At 46.4% G+C, this 20,295-nt stretch carries 13 protein-coding genes; 2 read left to right on the forward strand and 11 right to left on the reverse strand.

The features are described from left to right. The first annotated feature begins 39 nt into the window (after nucleotides 1-39). Entirely contained in the window at nucleotides 40-708 is a 669-nt protein-coding gene (locus ABGU93_RS12390) for a GTP pyrophosphokinase family protein (RefSeq protein WP_347413759.1), read from the forward strand. A gap of 213 nt (nucleotides 709-921) precedes the next feature. After that, a complete protein-coding gene (locus ABGU93_RS12395) occupies nucleotides 922-1,416 on the forward strand; it encodes a ferritin family protein (protein WP_347413760.1) in 495 nt (164 codons plus the stop codon). Nucleotides 1,417-1,532: 116 nt separating this feature from the next. On the opposite strand, the gene ABGU93_RS12400 is transcribed toward ABGU93_RS12395, so the two are convergent. The 11 genes from ABGU93_RS12400 to ABGU93_RS12450 form a co-directional block, all read right to left on the reverse strand. Then, nucleotides 1,533-3,680, reverse strand: a complete 2,148-nt coding sequence (locus ABGU93_RS12400; protein ID WP_347413761.1) for an NHLP bacteriocin export ABC transporter permease/ATPase subunit — start codon at nucleotides 3,678-3,680, stop codon at nucleotides 1,533-1,535. Between the two features lie 3 nt (nucleotides 3,681-3,683). Further along, on the reverse strand, nucleotides 3,684-5,885 hold the full coding sequence (locus ABGU93_RS12405) for an NHLP family bacteriocin export ABC transporter peptidase/permease/ATPase subunit (protein ID WP_347413762.1): 2,202 nt from the start codon (nucleotides 5,883-5,885) through the stop codon (nucleotides 3,684-3,686). A gap of 16 nt (nucleotides 5,886-5,901) precedes the next feature. Further along, on the reverse strand, nucleotides 5,902-6,726 hold the full coding sequence (locus ABGU93_RS12410; RefSeq protein WP_347413763.1) for a biotin/lipoyl-binding protein: 825 nt from the start codon (nucleotides 6,724-6,726) through the stop codon (nucleotides 5,902-5,904). Then, the gene (locus tag ABGU93_RS12415; RefSeq protein ID WP_347413764.1) at nucleotides 6,719-7,870 is read right to left on the reverse strand and encodes an ABC transporter substrate-binding protein; all 1,152 of its coding nucleotides are present in this window, start codon (nucleotides 7,868-7,870) and stop codon (nucleotides 6,719-6,721) included. Before ABGU93_RS12415 ends, ABGU93_RS12410 begins: the two co-directional genes overlap by 8 nt. A gap of 32 nt (nucleotides 7,871-7,902) precedes the next feature. Further along, nucleotides 7,903-9,606 carry a radical SAM protein gene (locus tag ABGU93_RS12420; RefSeq protein ID WP_347413765.1) on the reverse strand — a complete coding sequence of 568 codons (1,704 nt, stop codon included), beginning with the start codon at nucleotides 9,604-9,606 and terminating at the stop codon, nucleotides 7,903-7,905. Then, nucleotides 9,582-11,333, reverse strand: coding sequence for a radical SAM protein (locus ABGU93_RS12425; RefSeq protein ID WP_347413766.1), 1,752 nt, complete (start codon nucleotides 11,331-11,333; stop codon nucleotides 9,582-9,584). Before ABGU93_RS12425 ends, ABGU93_RS12420 begins: the two co-directional genes overlap by 25 nt. Nucleotides 11,334-11,412: 79 nt before the next feature. After that, entirely contained in the window at nucleotides 11,413-11,685 is a 273-nt protein-coding gene (locus tag ABGU93_RS12430; protein WP_304886290.1) for a Nif11-like leader peptide family natural product precursor, read from the reverse strand. 28 nt (nucleotides 11,686-11,713) lie between these two features. Beyond that, nucleotides 11,714-13,426 carry a radical SAM protein gene (locus tag ABGU93_RS12435; protein WP_347413767.1) on the reverse strand — a complete coding sequence of 571 codons (1,713 nt, stop codon included), beginning with the start codon at nucleotides 13,424-13,426 and terminating at the stop codon, nucleotides 11,714-11,716. 15 nt (nucleotides 13,427-13,441) lie between these two features. Next, the gene (locus ABGU93_RS12440) at nucleotides 13,442-17,044 is read right to left on the reverse strand and encodes a radical SAM protein (protein WP_347413768.1); all 3,603 of its coding nucleotides are present in this window, start codon (nucleotides 17,042-17,044) and stop codon (nucleotides 13,442-13,444) included. A 188-nt stretch (nucleotides 17,045-17,232) separates the two neighbouring features. After that, complete coding sequence (locus ABGU93_RS12445) at nucleotides 17,233-18,609, reverse strand: sigma 54-interacting transcriptional regulator (protein ID WP_347413769.1); 1,377 nt, start codon at nucleotides 18,607-18,609, stop codon at nucleotides 17,233-17,235. Between the two features lie 228 nt (nucleotides 18,610-18,837). Beyond that, complete coding sequence (locus ABGU93_RS12450; RefSeq protein ID WP_347413770.1) at nucleotides 18,838-20,253, reverse strand: trimethylamine methyltransferase family protein; 1,416 nt, start codon at nucleotides 20,251-20,253, stop codon at nucleotides 18,838-18,840. Nucleotides 20,254-20,295: the final 42 nt, after the last annotated feature.

The following is a 20,295-nucleotide window of genomic DNA, read 5'->3' on the forward strand; positions in this document are numbered from 1 at the left end:
GCACTTTTTACTCTTAATTGATTAAAGTGATGAAAAACAATGCAAATTAATTCAACTGAAGTACCCTTTTCAGATGATCTGGACATTAATGGCAGTCTGAAGGAGTTTCTCCTGCAACAGCAGATTTATCGGGCTGCCATTAAAGAAATTAAAACCAAACTTGAAATCCTGGATGAAGAATTCCAGGCCCGATACGATCATAATCCGATTCATCATATGGAATACCGGTTAAAAGCACCCCAGAGTATCGCTGAAAAAATGCAGAAAAAAGGTCTGGAGATCACCGCCGAAAACATCCGCAAAAACCTGACTGATATTGCCGGCGTTCGGGTGATCTGCAACTATTTAAATGATATCAACCGGATTGCCAACCTATTACTCCGTCAGGATGATATTACCCTGGTCCGCAAAAACGACTATATCACTGAGCCCAAGAAAAACGGCTACCGCAGCCTTCACCTGATTGTCCTGGTGCCTATCTTTCTAGCCGAACGCACCGAATCCGTTCCGGTTGAAATCCAAATCCGGACGATTGCCATGGATTTCTGGGCCAGTCTTGAGCATCAGCTCAAATACAAAGGACATAGCGACATGTCTGAGGGTCTCCGGGAACGGCTGAAATACTGCGCTGAGTCAATTACCCGACTTGATGAAGAAATGCAGATGATTTATGAGGAAATCACTGCTGACGACTGCGACCAACAATAATCGATGCCGAGGCAATTGCTTCGGTTTTTTTATTTTTCTTTTTTTATTTTATTGACAGTTCTATTTATCTATGGTATCTTATTTATAATCATTACTGTTTAGTAATTATTTCTTTATAAAAAAGTTTGATCCCAAGAACTGGAAGATCCCCTTTCTTTCCTGAGTCTTGATCAATCGAACTACTATTAAAACTATTGATATGGAGGAAAACAAATGTCAGAATCAAAAACATTGAACAATCTTATGGAGGCGTTTGCCGGCGAGTCTCAGGCAAACAGAAAGTACACTGCATATTCAAAGAAGGCTGAAGCAGACGGAAAAATCAATGCGGCTAAATTATTTAAAGCTGCGGCTGATGCGGAAACCCTGCATGCTCTGAAGCATTTTGAAGTGGCCGGAAAGATCCATAGCACTGCTGAAAACCTTAAAGATGCGGTCGCTGGCGAAACCCATGAATATACCGAAATGTATCCTGACTTTTTAAAAGAAGCTGAAGCCGAAGGAAACAAAGAAGCCATTAAGACCTTTACCTTTGCGATGAAAGCCGAAGCGGTACATGCCAAACTGTATCAGGAAGCCCTGGAAGATCTGGATCAAACCGAAGAAGTATTCTATTACCTCTGCCCCCTCTGCGGCAATATTGAAAAAGCAGTTCCCGATAAATGTGCTATCTGTGGCGTTCCTGGAACCAGCTTTATTAAATACTAAGTATTAAATTAAATACTCCAATAACTAATCTAGCCCTTCTCCTAACCTGAAAAAACCAGAAGCATCCGTTACATGATTAGCAGGATGATTCTGGTTTTTTGTTTTTCTGTTTTTTATCAGACCAGCTGTCTTTTGGCGTATTTATAAAAATATGCTTCTTTTTTCATCAGTTCATCATAAGTGCCAGCTTCGACGATGTTGCCCTTTTCCAGCACCAAAATCCGGTCACAATCCATGATCGTGCTGAGCCGATGGGCAATGACAATTCGGGTGGCGTCGAGATTTTTCATGCTTTCCGAGACCGTCTTCTGGGACCGGTTGTCCAGGGCACTGGTGGCTTCATCAAAAAAGATGATCGCCGGATTGGCGGCAATGGCTCTGGCGATCAGCAGCTTCTGCCGCTGTCCCCCGGACAGGGTGCCAGCCCCCTCTGCCACCATGGTTTTAAGACCCATGGGCATTTCCCTAATTTCTTCATCCATACCTACTTTTTTGAGCAATTCCCAGACATCATCTTCGCTTAATTCTTTTTTTGAGCCGGCGATATTGGATAAGATATCCCCGGGGATCAGTTGGCTGTCCTGGAGCACCACTCCCATTTGCTTTCTGATTTCCCGGATATCCACACTTTCCAGATCAAATCCGCCGCAATAAATACTGCCGCTGGTCGGTTTTTCAAAACCCAGCAGCAAGCGTAACAGGGTTGACTTACCGCTGCCGGAAGCTCCAACAATGGCCACATATTCGCCATGTTTGATATTGATAAAAATATTGTCCAGAATCGTTGCACCACCCTCGTAATAGGAAAAGTACAGATGCTTTATTTCGATATCACCCTGAATTTTTCCCGGTGTGGTTTTAAAACAATCCACCTCCGGCACCCCATCAATGATCGGTTTGGTATTTTCATACTGTGGTACCACACTATTGATGGAAATCAAAGTTTGCACCAGTCCCAGCAACGAGGATATAAAAATGATAAAGGCCGAATTGATGGCCACAAAGCCCCCGGAGGAAATGCTGTTGACACTGACATAATAATAGATCACACACATCGACAGGGTCGGTAAGGCGATGGTCGTCAACCGCAGCAGCGCCATCAGTTGTCCTCTTTTATACTCCACCTTTCGTTGTTTGGCATACTCCCGGACCCATTTCAGATAGGAGCGACTTTCGGCCCCGGCCACCCGCAGCCGCGAAACTGAGGTGATCAGCTCAAACACCATGCCCGAAATATCATTGGACATTTCCAGTGAGGTACGCTGACATTTCATTTGCATTTTTCCAATGACCAGGGTGATCGCCACACTGACCGCCGTTAAAACCATGGCAATCCAGCCAATGGTGGTATTGATGGTAAAGATATATAACCCATTGATAATCGAAAAAGAGCTGGTGATGATCATGGTAATAATATTGACCGATAAAATCTTCTGTATCATCGCAAAGCCGGTGGCTCGCATGGCCAGGGCTCCGGATGAATACTGTTTAAAAAATGAAGCCGGCAGCGATAACAGTTTATCCAGCAGCGAATTCTGCAAAATTGACAATTTACCCTGAATTCGGAGAATACAGATGTTTTGAACCATGGTGAACAAGCCCCGGCTGACAGCGACGGCCACCAGGATAAAACCCACCACCAGAATCGTTATTGACTGATTTTGGGGAATCCAGACGTTGAAGGTTTCCTGCATCGCCATTGCCGGCAACAGCGATAGCAAAGCGGTTACGACTGCCAGCACCAGGGTCCAGATCAGATCCCGGCGGCGGAACAGTTTTAAACCCAATTTTACCATTTCCCGAAAAGATACCGGTTCCTTGGGCAAGGGCGGGTAAAAGACATAGGCCCGGTCGAATTCCGACTGGCCATCCACTTCTTGCGACGTCCCATCATAACGAAAGCAGAGATAGCGGGTTGGGGATTTAGGGATCAGGGCGACTGCCTCTCCGGACATGGTAAAGGCCAGCATCGGGCCATTGTCTCTTTTATACCAATCCGCTTTCAGCTCCACCAGGCGAATGCGAAATCCCGATTCATCGGCAATCAGTTTAAACTGATCACCGCCGCTATTAAGCTTTCTCAGTGGCGGGATTTTGACGGCAATTCCCATCGCTTCGGCGACCTTGATCACTGCCGCAATCAGCGGATTATCGTCTGGGGATGCCGCCGATTTTTTAGGGGACAAGACGCTGTCAAAGGCCTTTTTGGCGCTGTTATCATACTGTTTATTGATCTGTCGAATCTCTTCTAATTTTTTTGCCATCTTTTATCCCTCAGTTCTGATCAGACTTGCATACTCGCCACCCAAAGCCATCAATTCTTCATGGGTGCCGCGCTCTTTGACAACCCCGCAGCTCAGTACGATGATTTCATCACAATCGCGAATCGTCGATAAACGGTGGGCGACCAGAATGGTACTGATGCCGCGACGCCGGATATTTTCACTGACCTCGGCCTCGGTGGCCGTATCCAGTGCACTGGTGGCCTCATCCATCACCAGGATCCGGGGATTTTTACATAAGGCCCGGGCGATTTCCAGGCGCTGTCGCTGACCGCCACTTAAGTTTTTTCCGCCTTCGCTTAAAATGTGGTCAAAAGCGTTGGGCAATGCCAGAATATCCTCATAAATACAGGCGTCTTTGGTGGCCTGGATGACATCCTCCACCGCAATGGTTTCATCCCACATGGTAATGTTGTCCAGCACCGAGGCTGAATACATCACAATTTCCTGATCGACCGAGCTCATCGTATTGACCCGCAGCTCGGCCGGAATCGCCTTTATATCGATGCCATCAATGCGTATTTCGCCGCTCCAGGGCTGATAAAGGGTGGTAATCATTTTAGCAATCGTCGATTTACCGCTTCCCGATGAACCGACCAGGGCAATCGAACCACCCGCCCGGAGCGTCAGGTTCAAGCCCTGAATAATCGGATCTGAGAGTCGGTTATAGCCGAAGGTGAGATCCCGGATCTCGATCTCACCTTCTAATTGATCACAGTCAAACCCATCCAATGAAATCTTTTCTGATTCCAGGGCGATATCTTCCGGATATTTTTCGACATCATCGAGGCGCGCAATATCGGCGATCATCCCCTGTAAGGCGGCACTGGTACTGACCAGTTCACTCATTGGCTGGGTAAAACCGGTCATCAGGGTGTTAAAGGCCACAAAGGTCCCAATGGTCATGGCTCCCATTAACACGTACTCACTGCCGATGGTAAAGATCAGGGCCGTTAAGATCGAAGTCAGCAGGGTCGGCAGCACCGAAATAACCGCTTCCATCCGCCCCATCCGCTGTTCTACGGCCAGGGTTTCGGCACTGAGTCCGGCGATGCGGGTAAAGAAATTGTCTTCCTCACCAATCGACTTAATGGTTTCGATGGATTTCAGATTGACCATGATCCAGCCAATTGATTTTCCCTGATATTGCAGCAGGACCCGGTTGTTGTCCGCATTCTTTTTAGCTGTGTATTGCAGCAGAAAGATGTTGATCCCGGTGATGACAATGCCGATCAGGGTCAGAATCACATTGTATTGAAAAAGCAGGATCAGGTATAAAAAGGCGGTGACCAGATTGACCAGAATTCGGGCCAGATTGCTGGATAAGGCCGTTGCCACGGTATTGATGCTTTGCATCCGGCTGTTGATATCCCCGGATTGGCGTTGATTAAAAAACTCTACCGGCAGCCGCAGGACGTGACGAAGATAGGTGCCGGCACTGTCGATGGCAATATAGTTTTCCATCCGCACCAGGGCGTTCTCCTTCAGCCAGTTGAGAATGGCCTGGAGCACCACCGTGTTTAGCAAAATAAAAACAAAAATCAAAATATCAAATTTTTCGGTATTATTGAGGTAATAATCGACAAATATTTTGGCATAATTAGCAATAATCAGACCGGGAATAACCAGTAGCACCCCCAGCACCAGAGCATAGAGCAAGGGCGAAATGCCGGTTTGGGATAGCCGTTTAAACAGCGCCTTCCAGACATCAGGCTTTTCCCCGGCCTTTTTAAAATCCGGTCCCGGCCGGGATTCAATCACCACCCCGGTAAACATCTGTCCCAGTTCTTCCGCAGTAATTACCCGTTGTCCCGAAGCCGGGTCGCACAAATAAACCTTGTCGTTTTTAAACCCTTCCAGGACGACAAAGTGACTGAAATCCCAGTGGATGATCACTGGCATGGTCATTTCTTTTAACTTATCCACGGTACAGACAAAGCCCTGGGACTCGAGGCCGTAAAGTCGGGCCGTTCTGGCAATATTTCCGGCTTTGACCCCGTCCCGGGAGACCCCGCAATCGATCCGGAGCGTTTCCAGGGTTTCGTAGCGCCCATAATAGGCCAGAATCATCGAGAGTGAGGCCACCCCGCATTCCACTGCTTCCATTTGCAGCACCACCGGTACCTTGGCTATTTTAGGCAGTTTTTCGTGCTCATCCCGACTTTTCTCGGTTTCTGCTTTCGTCATGAGTCATGCCGCCTTTCTAGGAAATAATCAAATCAATGAGATATAACTGATCGGTGAAAATCGTCGCACTGCCGGATGTCCCGGCGGTAATTTCGCCATTAAAACCATTGTTTTCTTTGGTCCAGATATAATCCCCCTGATCATTAACCTTGGGATCAATAATAATCAGCATCTCAATCGGGCTTTCTTGATCCTGAGACAATCCGCTGAGCTGAACGCTTCGTACAATCCCTCTTAAATATCCATACTTATCATTGTTTACTGATTCCAGCGCGATAAAAACCCGATCTCCCTGCTTGACATTAATGGCGCCTTCATAGCTGGAATAGGCCTGAACCACCACCGTGGTATCTTCATTTTCCCGTTTGACGATTTGACATAAGGTCGAGTTTTTTGGCAAAAAAGCCCCGTCCTCAAAACGCAGTCCTGCCACCACACCGCTTTCCATGGCGACAATCATCGTTTGCCGTTTAACCTTGCTTTTTTCTTCTTCTGTCAGTACTGTGCCGTTGGTGATCTGCGCAGCGGTCCCCTCGGTGGTCAATACGCCCAGCAGATCGCCTCTTTTGACATAATCACCATTGGATACACTGAGCTGGGACAGGATCCCTTCATTTTCAACCACCACATCAACGTTGCCCTCACCATAGGATACCACCGCATCCAAGGTGGTGGTGATGTTAATCGGGACCGTAACTGAATAGATGATCACGCCGACTAAGAAAATGATGATCCCCAGCAAAATCAGCAGATTCCCCGGTCCGATGACGGTCATCAGGGCTGCGTGTTCGCTTTTTTTAGTACTTTTATCCTCTTTATTCCGAAAAATGGATTTACTCACCGCTTTGTCCTCCTCCCGTCAAGTTGCCCCTAGGCACTAATTGATCATTGACATAGCTCTTCTGAAACACCGGAATTCCATTGATCAGTCGTTTGTCAAAGCTTAAACTGCCATAGACGGTTTCAAAACTGTTTTCGCCCAGCACTTTTTTAATGGCCGCAGTATCCAGGCTCTGGGCCTGGTTCACCGCCGCTGCTGCCAGGTGCATGTTCATGTAGGCCTGGGCCGCCGGTAAATCCGGGTTCTTTCCATAGGCCTGCTGATAGGCCTGGATAAATGCCGCTTCTGGCCCGGCTGTGGCAGTATTGTTAAAATAACTGGTGACCTGGGTCAGGTTTTTCATGCTCTGGGGAATGGTATAAGGCTGAATCTCAATGTCATAGCTGGCAAAGACTGGCCGGGTATTGCCGGTTTTTTCCAGATACCCATACAGCGCCGTGATATCATCCCCGACACAGGCGGAGACGATGGCCTGGGCGCCCAGACTGTCCCATTTTTTTAGATAATAACGGAAATAATCAAGATTTGGCAGATAGGACACCGCGTCGACAATTTCAATGCCGGCTTCACCGGCATGTTCTTCAACTTTTTGCATATAATCTTTGCCATAGGTATTGCCGGCGGTATGAACAATGGCGATCCGGCGGATGCCCTGGGCCGCCATACTGTTGACCATTTCATTGGCCATGGCATCATCCGATGGGGCGCAGAGATAGGCGCCCTCATTATCAGCTAGATTCAATTTCGAACTGGCGATAATCGGCGCAAACAGCAGCTTATTATTCTGGTTGTAGATACTCCCCACCTTCAACACATCATCGGTACTCCGATGTCCGATGACAATCGGAAAGCCCGGCTTTTCAGCAATCCTGGTAGCTACTTCCACGGCGGTGTTGGTGTTATTGCCATCATCATTGTAGTTGATTGCGATGGTTTGATTAAGGATCCCGCCCTGATCATTGATCTCTTTGGCCGCCAGCTCAATGCCATTTTTAAAAGAAGCACTGTACTCCTGCGAAAATGGATAAACCACATCCACTGACAGGCTGCTGGTTTTGTCGGTTTCCGCCGTGCAGCCAAAGCAGAATAATCCGCCGCTGAATATGATAGCTAGTATCGATAATATCATAAGGTGTTTTTTCATAACCTTCTCCTTACGTTTGGATAATTCTTAGTCTAAATAAATGCTGAAAATAAAATCATATGCTTGTCACTCATTTTCACCAATAGCTTGCTTAGTTCCCCGGCCGACAGATTTAATTTTTCTGCCATTTCTGTGCTGGTAAATTCTCCGGAACAGCAAAGAATATCAATTTCGGTTTGGCTGAGGGTATTGATATCCAACATCGAAAAATCCGGTATCTTTTGGATAATCCAGGTATTTCTTTCATCCTCGTCTAATTCATGCCATTCTTTCAACAGGCCTTTGTACTCAATCAGTTTTTGATAATACGCCACCATGATCTCGTCTTTGGCATAAATAAATTTAAGGTATCCAGCCGCAATACCGTAATTAAACGCCAGCTTGAAATCTGCTTTGATCCGATCTTGGGAAATCAGACCCTTTTCAAACTGTTCCTTCATTTTATTAGAGACGGCCGTAATAAATCGGGAGCGACCCATACATACTTCCGGTAGCGATAATTCCCGGGTATGATTAACCGGAAAATCCTCCAGGTTGGTCAGGCATTCCCGGTCTTCCAGCACGATTCCGAATTTTTCGGGATGATTATAAATCTGGGTGCCGGGCAGGGGCATTATAAAGGTTGTTGATATGTCGAGCATCCCTGGGGCCAGGTCCAGTAGCTCCAGGACTTTTGTGGTGGTCTCGGCCAGGGTTGCAGCGCTTTCAAAGGCCCCGCCGATAATATAATTCCCGGTTAATTGGGGTAATCCTGCGGCATAGCAGATTTCGACCACCTTTTTTATATCCTCTGGGCGGGCCTGTTTGCCATAGGCTTTCAGGACTTCTTCCACCCCTGATTCCATGCCGATCTGCATCCGCACCATGCCGCTATCGATCATTTCGCGAATCAGTTCAGAGTGTTTCACCAAAAACCCGGGATGACCTTCGCAAAACCAGACAAAATCATATTTCTTTCGAAGCGTTCGCAAACCGGCTAAGATCTGCTTTAGTCTAACCGGATTGGTAGTGAAGGTATCATCACAGAAAAACAGGTACCGGGGACGTTGACTATTTTTTAAGCGGGCGGCTATTTCGTCTAGTACATCTTCCGCGCTTCGCATCCGCAAATTTTTGGAATTCCCGCCCTCAAAACAGAAGGCACAGCGATAGGGACAACCCCTGGCGGTAATTACCGACAACAGTGGTCGTTCCTGATAATCGAGCACATCCTCATTACGGGGCCATTCATATTTTGAAAAATCTTCCAGGTAGACGTAATCGGCATTTTGGGATTTTCGGATTTCACCCGGAACGCCCAACGCTTCTCCCGTGATTTTTGCATTTAACCAGGTTAAGAGGCTTTCTTCGCCTTCGCCTTTTAGGATGCCATCGGCCTGATATGTTTCCAGATCTTTTTCGGTCATATGCAGGGTTTGCGGACCGCCCAGAACCACATAAAAATCATAATGCTTTTTTAAATAGCTGATGATGGCCGCCACCGCTGAACGATTATCAAAATCACAGTAGAAACAGACCGCAAATAAGCGGTCTTTCATTTTTTCAATGGTTTTAACGGCGTCGGTGGTAATCCCGGTATAAGCTTTTGCTTCGAAACCATTAGCGTTGAGTTGAGCTGCCAGGGTTAAGATCCCCAGATTTTCAATCATTTCAAAGGTTCGTCCCCGAACCATGCGTTGGGTGTAAACCAACAGAACTTCGGGTTTGTTGATTAGGGTTTCCGGTATAAAATCCACTTATTCCCCTCCATTTTATTCAGGGATTGTTCCGCCTGGTGGTAGAAATCAGCATTTTTCCCCTGAGGGTCCAGTTTTATTTGGCCCTGTTGCAGGATTTCTTTTTTGGAAAGCTTACCATTACATAATTTCAACAGGGTATAGTCGATTTCATCCAGGACCTGGTCAAATATCTGTGGTTTTTCGCCACTGACATCGGTATAAAGCCACAGTTCGAAGGTGCGGTGGACAATGGCAGCTTGATCATTTGTTCCTAATTGAGCATTGATTAGATACTCATCTGAGGCCCGCATTTTCCAGTAAGCATCATCAATGGGAATGTTCTTATAGACATAGTCGTTCCACCGGGTAAACACACCGTATTGACGGCCTAATCGATACGAATCCAGAATCACCGCTTCCGGAATTTTTCCATCAACATATATTTTGCGCATTTCATTCTGCAGCCGCTTATTAGCCTGCAAACGAATATTGATCAGGTCGGTAAAATCCAGTTCTTTGGTGCGGGAAAGGGGAATATCCTCATTGCAGCAATCAATCAGATCCTCATAGATGGACATCCCGAATTTCTCCGGATTAAGGGTAATGGGGGTTTTGGGGTAGGGCAAAAATGAAAAGTAAGCGGTTTCGAACTGACCCGGCGCCCGGTAAAGCAATTCCATAATTAAATCTTCGGATTCTGCGATGGTCTCCCGGGTTTCATGGGGTCCGCCAATAATAATATTGCCGGAAATGCCGTGAATTCCTGATTCAACGCAATGATCAATGACATCAACGGCCATCTTTCGGGTTATTTTTTTATTATAGCTCTTTAAAACCTGGTCACTGCCGGATTCCAACCCAAAAAAGATCTTTACCAGACCAGCATCGGCCAGATTCCTGGCCATCTCCCGATGTTTATCAATCGTCGAAATATGGGCGCTGGCAAACCAGACAAAATCATAATCCGCCCGGATTTTTTTGACTTCTTCACAAATCTGATCAACCCGTTTGTGATCCAGGGTAAAGGTGTCATCAAGAAAATTGATGTAATTGATGGCGGGATTGCGCTTAAAATTCGTCCGGATTTCCGCCATCAGTGACGGTACTGAGTGGCGACGCACCCGTTTGGCATTGGCCCCTTCATAGCAAAAGGTGCAGCCAAAAGGGCAGCCCCGGCCAGTTAAAATCGGCAGCAGTCCATAATGTTTATAGTCGTTGGTCAGGGTAATATCCGGCCAGGGAATATCATCCAAATCCTCCGGGGGCTTTCGCGGTTCGGTTTCCACCAGTTCTCCGTTTTCATCCCTGAAAATAATTCCCTGGATATCCTTGAGCGAACCTTTTTTTTCAATAAAATAATCCATCAGCTCGAGAATGGTTTCCTCACCTTCGCCGATACAGGCAGCTTCGATGGCCGTTGCCTTCAAAAAATCAGCATCCATCCCCGCTGTTTGCGGACCACCGGCCAACAGGATCACCTCCGGATAGCGTTTTTTCACTTCCTGAGCAAAGGTCTTAACCCAGTGAATATTGTTAAAATCACAGTAGAAACCAATGATTTTAGGCTTGTCCTCGTTTTCCATCACAGCGTTGACATAATCCAGCGCTTCCTTGGCATAACCCTGAAACATCTCGGCCTGATAGCCCTTTTGCCTTAATAGCTGGGTCAGTATATTCATTCCCAGATTACTGCCGGGAATATAGCCGCTGACATAGCGGTGCGATTTGATCAATAATAGTTCCATATCTACCTATCCCCCTTTGAACTGCTGACTATCGCTATCCGGTCAGCACTTCGAAGGGGAAAATCCCCTTCTTGGCTTATTATGCTCTCGCTGTTTGTGTTGCTGTAAAAGCGTAATCTACGCCAACAATACTTAAACCACCGGCAGCCTGATCTAATTGATCATCACTGATTGGTTGTTTAGCCTGTGCTTCTTTAAAAGCAGCATCGAATTCAGCTGCAGTACAGCTGTAACCTAATTTTGCAACCACTGCATCAAATTCTGCTGCTGTTTTAGCACCATCAAGTTGTTTTGCCAACGCCTCATCGGTTAATACTTTTGCAGCTAATGCTTTTGCACCATCAATACTCATTTTCTTCCTCCTTTCCAAACGATTTTGGCTAAATCACAAAATGAGTCAGCCAATATTTAAAATTAAATTGATACAGAATATCAACTAATTTTCCATGGAATTCGGCCTGATTTTGATAAGGCCCACCAAATATTGAAAACAATTCGGTTTCGATCTCGGCCAGGCTTCTTTTTCCGGCACAGCGCAACAACAACTCATATTCCAGCGGTGAAAGCGCCATGCCATCAAGTTTTGGGAACCCTTCGGTAAAGGTCATCGTGCGCCATAATTCAAAGGTACGCTGGGGATAATCGCTGGAGAAATCCAACGATGGATCAAATGCCTGTCCCTCGTTTAAATAAAGCACGTAATAATATTCATAGGCTCTGGGATTGGCGGCAATTTCCTCAAACCAGCGGCTGCGGATGCCATAGGTCAGGGCAGCTTTAAATTGCTTCATCACCGCCTGCTGTTCTAGTTCATGATTTTTGATTTTCTTTTGCATGCTTTGCCGGATCACCTTATTGAGTTCCTGACGGTCTTTCATCACCTGATCCTGACTTTTTCCCAGGGGTGTGACAAAGGGATAGTCATCGCCGGAAAACCGGCCGGTGTGGTCATGCAGCTGTAAATTGAATTTTTCCGGATTGTCCCTGATCTGGGTGCCGGGATAAGCTCTTAAAAAACCGGTGATAATATCAATGACCCCGGGTGCCTGATTTATCAAGGTTTGGATCAGGGCCGCGGTTGCTCCGGGCGTTTCCTCCGGACCGCCGACGATAAAATTAGTCGCAATCTGGGTCAGTCCGCAGTCGGCGGCGTAGGATACAAATTCAATGATATCGTCAATCTGGACATGCTTGTTATACTGGTCGATGACCTGCTGATCCCCGGACTCAATCCCGATCTGCAAGCGGACCAGCCCCGCCGCAATCATCGTCGGCAGGATATCCATCCAGTTTTTTATTCTGCCCACATGGCATTCGCAATACCAGACCAGATCGCGGTCCTTTCTGATTTCCTGCATACCCCGGCAGAATTCTTCAATCCGGTCCCGGTTAAGGGTAAAAGCGTCGTCCATGATAATAATGTATTTCAGATCCGGATTATTTTGTAAGTTGAGTTTGATTTCTGCCAGCACCAGCGGAATGCTCCGCAGCCGAACCTGCTGCTTGCCCGGGCTGGGGGCGCAATAAGCACATTGATAGGGACAGCCCCGGCCGGTAAAAATCAGTTTGCCATAGGCATGATCAATATGCAGGGAGGCGTGATAGGCCGGCAACGGCAGGGCATCCAGATCGGCGATAATGGCCGGCGGGGTTTCGGTAAAAATCCCGTCTTTGATCATCGCCAGTCCGTTGATCTCGCTTAAGTCGCCGTCTTCTTTTAAAACGGCATTCAAGAGCAGCGGCAGTGATACTTCGCCCTCGCCTCTTAAAATGAAATCGGCCTGACTGTCTTCCAGAAATTTTTGCGCTAGCCCAATGCTCTGGGGACCGCCAATAATAATGGGAATATTCCAGTCTGCTTTGATCTTTTGAGACAAAGCTTCAATCAGCGAAACATTATCAAAATCACAGGAAAAACCCACTGCGACTGGTTCATTCTGTTTTACCTGTTCCAGTAAATCTTCCGGTTTGCCATGAAAAACCAGCGGTTCAAAGCCGGCTTCTTCCAGCGCTCCGGCCAGATAAAAGAGCCCCAGATAATCATGAGAACTGGTTTCATATTTTTTCGACACATTACAAAGGAGTATCTTCATTTTATTACCCTTTTTCTAGAACGGAACAACAAGAAGCCAGTATTTTTTATCAAAAACTTTCAGCGTCGCAATGATCCGTTCCCTTAATTCATTGGGACTTTCACCAAACGGTTTTCCAAATCGCTCATACAAAATCTCGGTAATGGCGGCGATGGTACTTTTTCCGGTGCAGTATTTCATGATTTCATATTCAAAGGGCGACAACGCCTCACCCCATAACAGCGGATAGCCCTGGGAAAAATCCACATCCCGCCACATTTCAATCATCCGCTGGGGTCGCCAGTTGGGCAGTTCGGCCGGGTCGACATCGGTAACCCGACTGGCGGATTCCCGGGCCAGCATGGTGTAATAGGCGGTCAAGGTCGGCTTATGATGAGAAATAATATTTATCCAGTATTTGGGCCCGTTGGCGGCCATGGATGTTTTGTAGCATCTTAAAATATCTTCATGACCCAATTCCCCGTCGTTGAGCATGATTTTTACCTCATCCACAAAACTCTGAAGATATTCCTGATAGGCGCCCATAATCTCCCGGCGATCCATGGTTTCACTATCCATAATCGGATAATCGGAAATACTGCCGAGACCCTGTTTATCGTAAATGGTCAGTCCGTATTTTTCGGGATGCAGACCAATATCAGTCATCGGGTACGGCATCACAATACTGGGCGCAATTTCCATCATCCCCGGGCCCAGTCGCAGCAGCTTGGCTCCAAAGGTCTTGTTTTTTTCAATATGTTCCCGGTTTTCGAAGGGACCACCCACCAGCAGCGCTCCGAAGACCTGCTGCACCCCGGCATCATAGGCGGCTTTCACGACGATTTCCACCATTTCCGGAGAAATGTTTTTGCGGTAAATTTTCAACATCTCCTTATCTACGGTTTCAATGCCGATTTGAAGTCGATTAAGGCCGGCATCCACCATCGACTTCAGTACTTCCGGTCGTCGGCTTAAGGACACCACATCGGCCTCACAATAGAACTGAAAGGGCTTCACGGCCTGAAGGGCTTTAGCCTCCCGGCAAAATTCATCCAACCATTTGGGATCTGTAACCAGGGTGTCGTCACAAAACTTAAAATAATTGAGCTCCGGATATTTTAGCAGAAAATGTTTCATTTCGGCGATGACGTTGGCCACACTTCGCTGCCGCATCGGCCGTTTCAAGGCCCCTTCATGGCAGAAAACACAGTGGTAGGGGCAGCCCCGACTACTCATCAGATACAGGCTGGAAAAATCAATCGGGGTAATGCTTTTATCATAGGCCGGAAAGGGCAGATCATCGAGATTTTCCACCACCGGACCTTCACCCATATCGATGCAGTCGCCCTCTTCGTTGATATAAAAGATTCCGGCAATCCCCGTCAGGCCTTGCTGTTTTTTTAAGGCCTCCAGAACCGCCACCATCGCCAGTTCACCTTCACCTCTGACAATCGCTACCGCTTGAGACTGGCGCAGATAATCTTCGTCCAGAGAAATGGCTTCCGGTCCGCCTATCAACACCGGAATCCGATAGGTTTCGGTAATTGCCGCACTAACTTTTTTAACCACGTGCTTATTTTCAAAATCCACCGAAAAACCAATCCCGCAAATTTCATCAAAGGGGTAGCGTTTCAGATAATCGATGGCCTGATCCGGGCGGCATTCACAGACAATGGCGTCATAACCTTTGGCATCCAGATAGCTGGCCAGCCCGTAAATGCCCAGAAAGGCCCCGTTTCTGCTGAAGCCGGCAACTTCCATCCCGATGGTTGATAGTTTAAAAAGAATGAACTTATTTTTCACGGTATCCTCAACTTCTTTGACTACTGCTTTTCCCCGTTGCGCCCATTCTTGATCAGCCGCTGTGGCAGTCAGCGATCCTGACAATACACACATCCCCACGGCTTCCAATTTTTTGATAGTCGCCAGCAGATGCTGCTTAAACACTTCAAAGCTCTCAAAGCTGTTCTGGTATTGTGGAAAAAGTACTTCTGCCATTTCGTTCATGGTCAATTTTCCGGAGCTGTATTTTAGCACTTCAAATTCGAAGGGGGAATAAACAAATCCGTTTAAGACCGGAATTTCTGCCGCCAGCTCGGGGGTCAGGGAAAGCAGGGCAATGCGCTGGGGATGCGTCTCAAAAACCGCTTCGCCTTGATAATCTTTGGTCAGTTTGTCGCCCCGGATCCGGGCCTTATACTGGGCATCAAAGTAAGGGTACCGGGAATAGGCCAGTCCCTGCCACATCCCGCTGAGCCCGTATTTTTCACTGAGGAGATAACTTTCCAGAATTACCGCATCGGGAATTTCACCATCACTGAGCATTTTTCGCATCAATTTGATATTCATTTCAAAAAACTCATTCCGGGCGGCGCAGATTTCTTCAATACTCAGGGTTGCGGTTTCAATCACCGGAAAATCACCCACTGATGTGAGCGCTTGTTCATCCTTCACAAAAATCCCGAAGGCTTCCGGATCTTTTGACATCGCGGTTTCCGGGAAAGGCATGTAGAAGGTGCTGACCACCTCCACCATACCCCGGCCGGCTTTAATCATTTCATTGACGGTATCAAAGGTAAAATCCAGGCTTTCCCGGGTTTCCAGCGCTCCGCCAATGATGATGTTACCGACCAGCTGGGGCAGTCCGGCGGCCTGACAGATGGCAATGACGTCAAAGAGCCCTTCCCGTTTAATCTTCTTGTTATAGATATCAATGATGTGCTGATTACAGCTTTCAATCCCAATCTGCATCCGAACCAGCCCGGCGTCCACCATCATTTTTACAATTTCCGGATATTTGATGACAATATTGACATGGGCATCGGCGAACCAGACAAAATCGTGTTCTTTCCGTAGCTCTTTGAGTTGTTCGCAAAAGGTTCGCACCCGTTCCTTATCCAGGGTGAAGGTATCATCGCCGAAAAAGATGTACTTCACATTGGGGTTTTGTTTTAACCGGCAGCGGATTTCTTTCATCACACTTTCGACACTGCGACGGCGGACATTCTTGCTGTTTCCCCCCTCATAACAAAAAGAGCAGTGAAAAGGACACCCTCGTCCTGACATCACTGCCATATGATTAATGCCCTGATGCTGGGCGGATTTAATTGTTCCGGTAATGATCGGCAGTTCGTCTAAATTCTCAATCGCCGGATAAATACCATTATCATAATAGCTGCCGTCATTCCGGAATGAACACAGTCCCGCTATTGTTTCCCATTTTTCTTTTTCTTCATTTTGGAGGGCGTGAATCGCTTCGTAGAGAGAATACTCCCCTTCGCCCCGCATCATTGCATCAGCCTGGCTGGCGCGCAGAAATTCTTCACCCAACCCCACGGTCTGGGGTCCGCCGACAAAAACGGTGGCACCGTAGCGCTTTTTTATTTCTCTGGCAAAACTCTCAACTGCTGACTGATTCTCATAATCACAATACAAACCCACCACGGTATTTTTATCCGAGCCGGTCGCTTCCAGAAATTCCAGCCCCCTTAACAGCTCGCCTGAAAAAACAGCCACATCAATCCCTTTGCTGGCCATCATTTCCGCCAGCGACATATGGCCAATCGGCTCAATTTGGGTGATTGAATGAGTCCGGGTGCCGCGATGAATAAGCATCAGTTTCAAGTTGATCGTTTTCACAATGTGCCTCCAAGTTCAATTTATATTAATTTTATCTGGATATTATCAACATTTTTTCGATTTTTTATTCACAGTGTATTCTATTTTTACGGTTCTGTCTATTGCTTTTTTGTTAAAATCACTGCTCTTTCTTTATACCATTTGAATGCGCTTTTATTCATTTATATTTGGATTTGCTCTCATGGACATCACATTTCATTAATATACTTATTGATTAAAAGATTGGCCGTGGATTGACTCAGTCCCATTTTTTTGGCAATGATCCGGCTGGATTTGTATTTCGCATAAAGTTTGATGACGGTGCGCTTTTTAAATTCTTCAACATTAAAACATTCCTCATCAAATTCTTCAATATCTTCTTCCTGATCCAGGTACTGCAGAAAAAGACTTTCATTAACAATGATCTTGTCCGACAATATGCACATCCGTTCAACCGCATTTTTTAACTGCCGCACATTTCCCGGCCAATCGTAACTGATAAAATAGGAAAGAATGGCTTTGCTGAATATTTTTTTGGTATTATAGCGTCGATTAAAATCATTTAAAAAATGGGTTACCAGCAGCAGGATATCATCTTTCCGCTGACGCAACGGTGGCAGGATAATCTTGGCCGTATTGAGCCGCCAGTACAGATCGCTGCGGAATTTCTTTTCTTTGATGGCCTGAATCAGTTTTTGATTGGTGGCGGCAATAATGCGGATGTTGACATGTTCCGGTTTGTTACTGCCCACCGGAATAAAGCGCTGGTTTTCCAGCACATCCAGAATTTTCACCTGCATTTTAGGCGATAAGTCGCCGATTTCATCGAGAAAAATGGTGCCGCCATCGGCATCTTTTAATAAACCGGTTTTGCCTTTGACATTGGCGCCGGTGAAGGCTCCAGGCATATAACCAAAAAGTTCGCTCTCAAATAAGCCATCGGGAATCGCGGCGCAATTAATGGCAATAAACGGTTTATGACTGCGGCGACTCTCATTATGAACGGTTTGGGCGATATAGCTTTTGCCGGTTCCGCTTTCCCCTAAAATCAGCAGATTACAATCGGATTTGGCAATTTTTTCCAGATCACTGAGACATTGCTTAAATAACTTACTCTTTCCGATAATTTGATCTGAAAACTCCAGATCGATGGTTTCAATCGGGTTACGGACGTCACGATAGCTTAAGTCGACTGACCGGATATTATCCAGTGAGGTTGAAACCATAAATTCAAACTCATTATTCTCATCGTAAACCGGGACATTGATACAGATAATAGTGCGATTGGTTTTGTAATAAATATTTTCTGTGACAATAGCCTGGTGGGAGACCTTGGTCAGATCAAAACTATAGGGATCCCAAAGCCCTGCTTTTATTTTTTTACTGTCTTTTTGAACAATGTCTTCCGGTTTGATACCATACAGCCGGGTAACCGCGGGATTGGCATAGACCACCTTGCCATCTTTGTCGAGGACATAGATTTCGGTAAATGAATTTTCCAGAATCTTTAACAGGGTTTCATGGGGGATTGACTTTAAGTAGTCATCGTACTCAGGGGTATTGACAGTTTTAGATAGATCGATCATATACTTCTCTTCTCTTTTTTTATATTTGTTAACGATATCATTCCCGGCCCAACAAAAGCATAAACTTAAAAAGATCTTTGATATTGTCGTGTCTCGATGCTGCTGTTGCCGCTCAAATGACTGATGGAGCCATTATAACATTTTTTTCAGTTTTTACAAATCGCACCGCTGGCAAAACAAAAAAATCCACAGGCAAAACCTGTGGATCAAAGGAGTTTGATAAAACCTTTATTTAAGTCTTAATTCTGGGGGCAACAGTTCTTCCATCATTTTTATTTGCGCCTTATCCAGTTCTAATGGAACATAGTCGGCAATTCTTTTTTTCCAGGCCTGGGTGGCTCGGTCCCGGATACTGATCGAATGCTCTTCTTTTTCCCAATTGGAATAGGCTTTACGGTTGGCAAATTCCGGGAAAATGAAATCATGTTTGTAGGTTTTTGTGGTTCTGGCAATATAATTGGCCGAATGTTCGATCTTTTCCATTTTATCCATACAGAGGTATTCGTCACTGAAATCAACGCTTCTTAAAAAGCGCCCGGACATTTTGTAGGTATCCTCATCGAGCATGAATTTTTCATAGCCCAGGGTATTAAAGGAATCCATGATGCCCGCCAGCATATAGGATACTTCCGGTTCACACATTAAGGCCGAGAGACCAACCATGGTTGATTCCCGTCCGGACTGATAGTCGTCATCCTTGGCATCGGAGAGACAGCCGTGGGATCGTTTGGGTAAGCCATAGAAATTGGCCAGCTCACTTTCAACAAACCATTCAACGCTGGTTTCGGCCCCACCACAGACGCAGAGACTGTAGCGCAGATCGGTTTGCAAAGCGCTGAACTGGTAAATCACGGGAGCTCCCGGATTAACCAACTGGGTGGCCACAATGCCGGCCAGCCGCTCGGTATTGTTCTGAATAATATTGCCCGCTAAAGCCGGCGGCCCGGTCAGTCCCGCCAGACCCACTCCGGCGATACAGCAAACTTGTCCATTTCTGGCATATTCAATCAGGGTTTCACACATATGCCGATCCCAGGCAAACGGCGGGGCGCTGGTAACCAGGGTTGACATCAGCACCTGGTCGTGAATATCATTAAATTCTTGGGCCAGTTTTATCGTGCGGCGACAAACTTCCGCGCTGCCGTTTAAGCCCGCCAAAGGTTTGTCGCTATACATCATCGGCGCCAGGGTCATAAAATCGGTCCGGTAGGGCACCGGCACATCATGGGGATAAAGTAGTTCACAATCAATGATATCAATCACATCACTGGTATGAAAGAGTTTTATGAAATTGACAAAGTCATCGGACGTTGCCGGACGGTGAATGCCTTCCTGCAGGACATTGATGGGACCCAGCGATGATTGTCCGACGGTTTTTTCCTGGACGGTACCAATCGGAATTTTTTTACCCCGGGAAACATGCATAAAATTACGGGGACAGGACGCCAACGCTTCATTGACCAGCTCTTCAGTGATATAGACGATCTCGCCGTCAACTTTTAAGCCTCTCGCTTTAAATAGCTCCAGTAATTCCGCTGAACAAAAACGAATCCCTTTGGTCTTTAATAGATGTAAGGATTTTTCGTGAATTAATTCAACTGACTCTTTTGTAACAAAGTTTCTCGTGTAGTGTTTCTTATACATAATATACCTCCTGAGTATTTCTAACCAGTATCCTACGCATAA

Origin of the sequence: Acetobacterium sp., assembly GCF_039830195.1 — a bacterium.
Lineage (GTDB): Bacteria > Bacillota > Clostridia > Eubacteriales > Eubacteriaceae > Acetobacterium.

What these genes read in the sequence shown, in the direction of transcription:
- ABGU93_RS12415 (WP_347413764.1), bottom strand. Translation starts at nt 7,870, where the DNA reads ATGAAAAAACACCTTATGATATTATCGATACTAGCTATCATATTCAGC.
- ABGU93_RS12395 (WP_347413760.1), top strand. Translation starts at nt 922, where the DNA reads ATGTCAGAATCAAAAACATTGAACAATCTTATGGAGGCGTTTGCCGGC.
- ABGU93_RS12430 (WP_304886290.1), bottom strand. Translation starts at nt 11,685, where the DNA reads ATGAGTATTGATGGTGCAAAAGCATTAGCTGCAAAAGTATTAACCGAT.
- ABGU93_RS12390 (WP_347413759.1), top strand. Translation starts at nt 40, where the DNA reads ATGCAAATTAATTCAACTGAAGTACCCTTTTCAGATGATCTGGACATT.
- ABGU93_RS12405 (WP_347413762.1), bottom strand. Translation starts at nt 5,885, where the DNA reads ATGACGAAAGCAGAAACCGAGAAAAGTCGGGATGAGCACGAAAAACTG.
- ABGU93_RS12445 (WP_347413769.1), bottom strand. Translation starts at nt 18,609, where the DNA reads ATGATCGATCTATCTAAAACTGTCAATACCCCTGAGTACGATGACTAC.
- ABGU93_RS12435 (WP_347413767.1), bottom strand. Translation starts at nt 13,426, where the DNA reads ATGAAGATACTCCTTTGTAATGTGTCGAAAAAATATGAAACCAGTTCT.
- ABGU93_RS12450 (WP_347413770.1), bottom strand. Translation starts at nt 20,253, where the DNA reads ATGTATAAGAAACACTACACGAGAAACTTTGTTACAAAAGAGTCAGTT.
- ABGU93_RS12425 (WP_347413766.1), bottom strand. Translation starts at nt 11,333, where the DNA reads ATGGAACTATTATTGATCAAATCGCACCGCTATGTCAGCGGCTATATT.
- ABGU93_RS12400 (WP_347413761.1), bottom strand. Translation starts at nt 3,680, where the DNA reads ATGGCAAAAAAATTAGAAGAGATTCGACAGATCAATAAACAGTATGAT.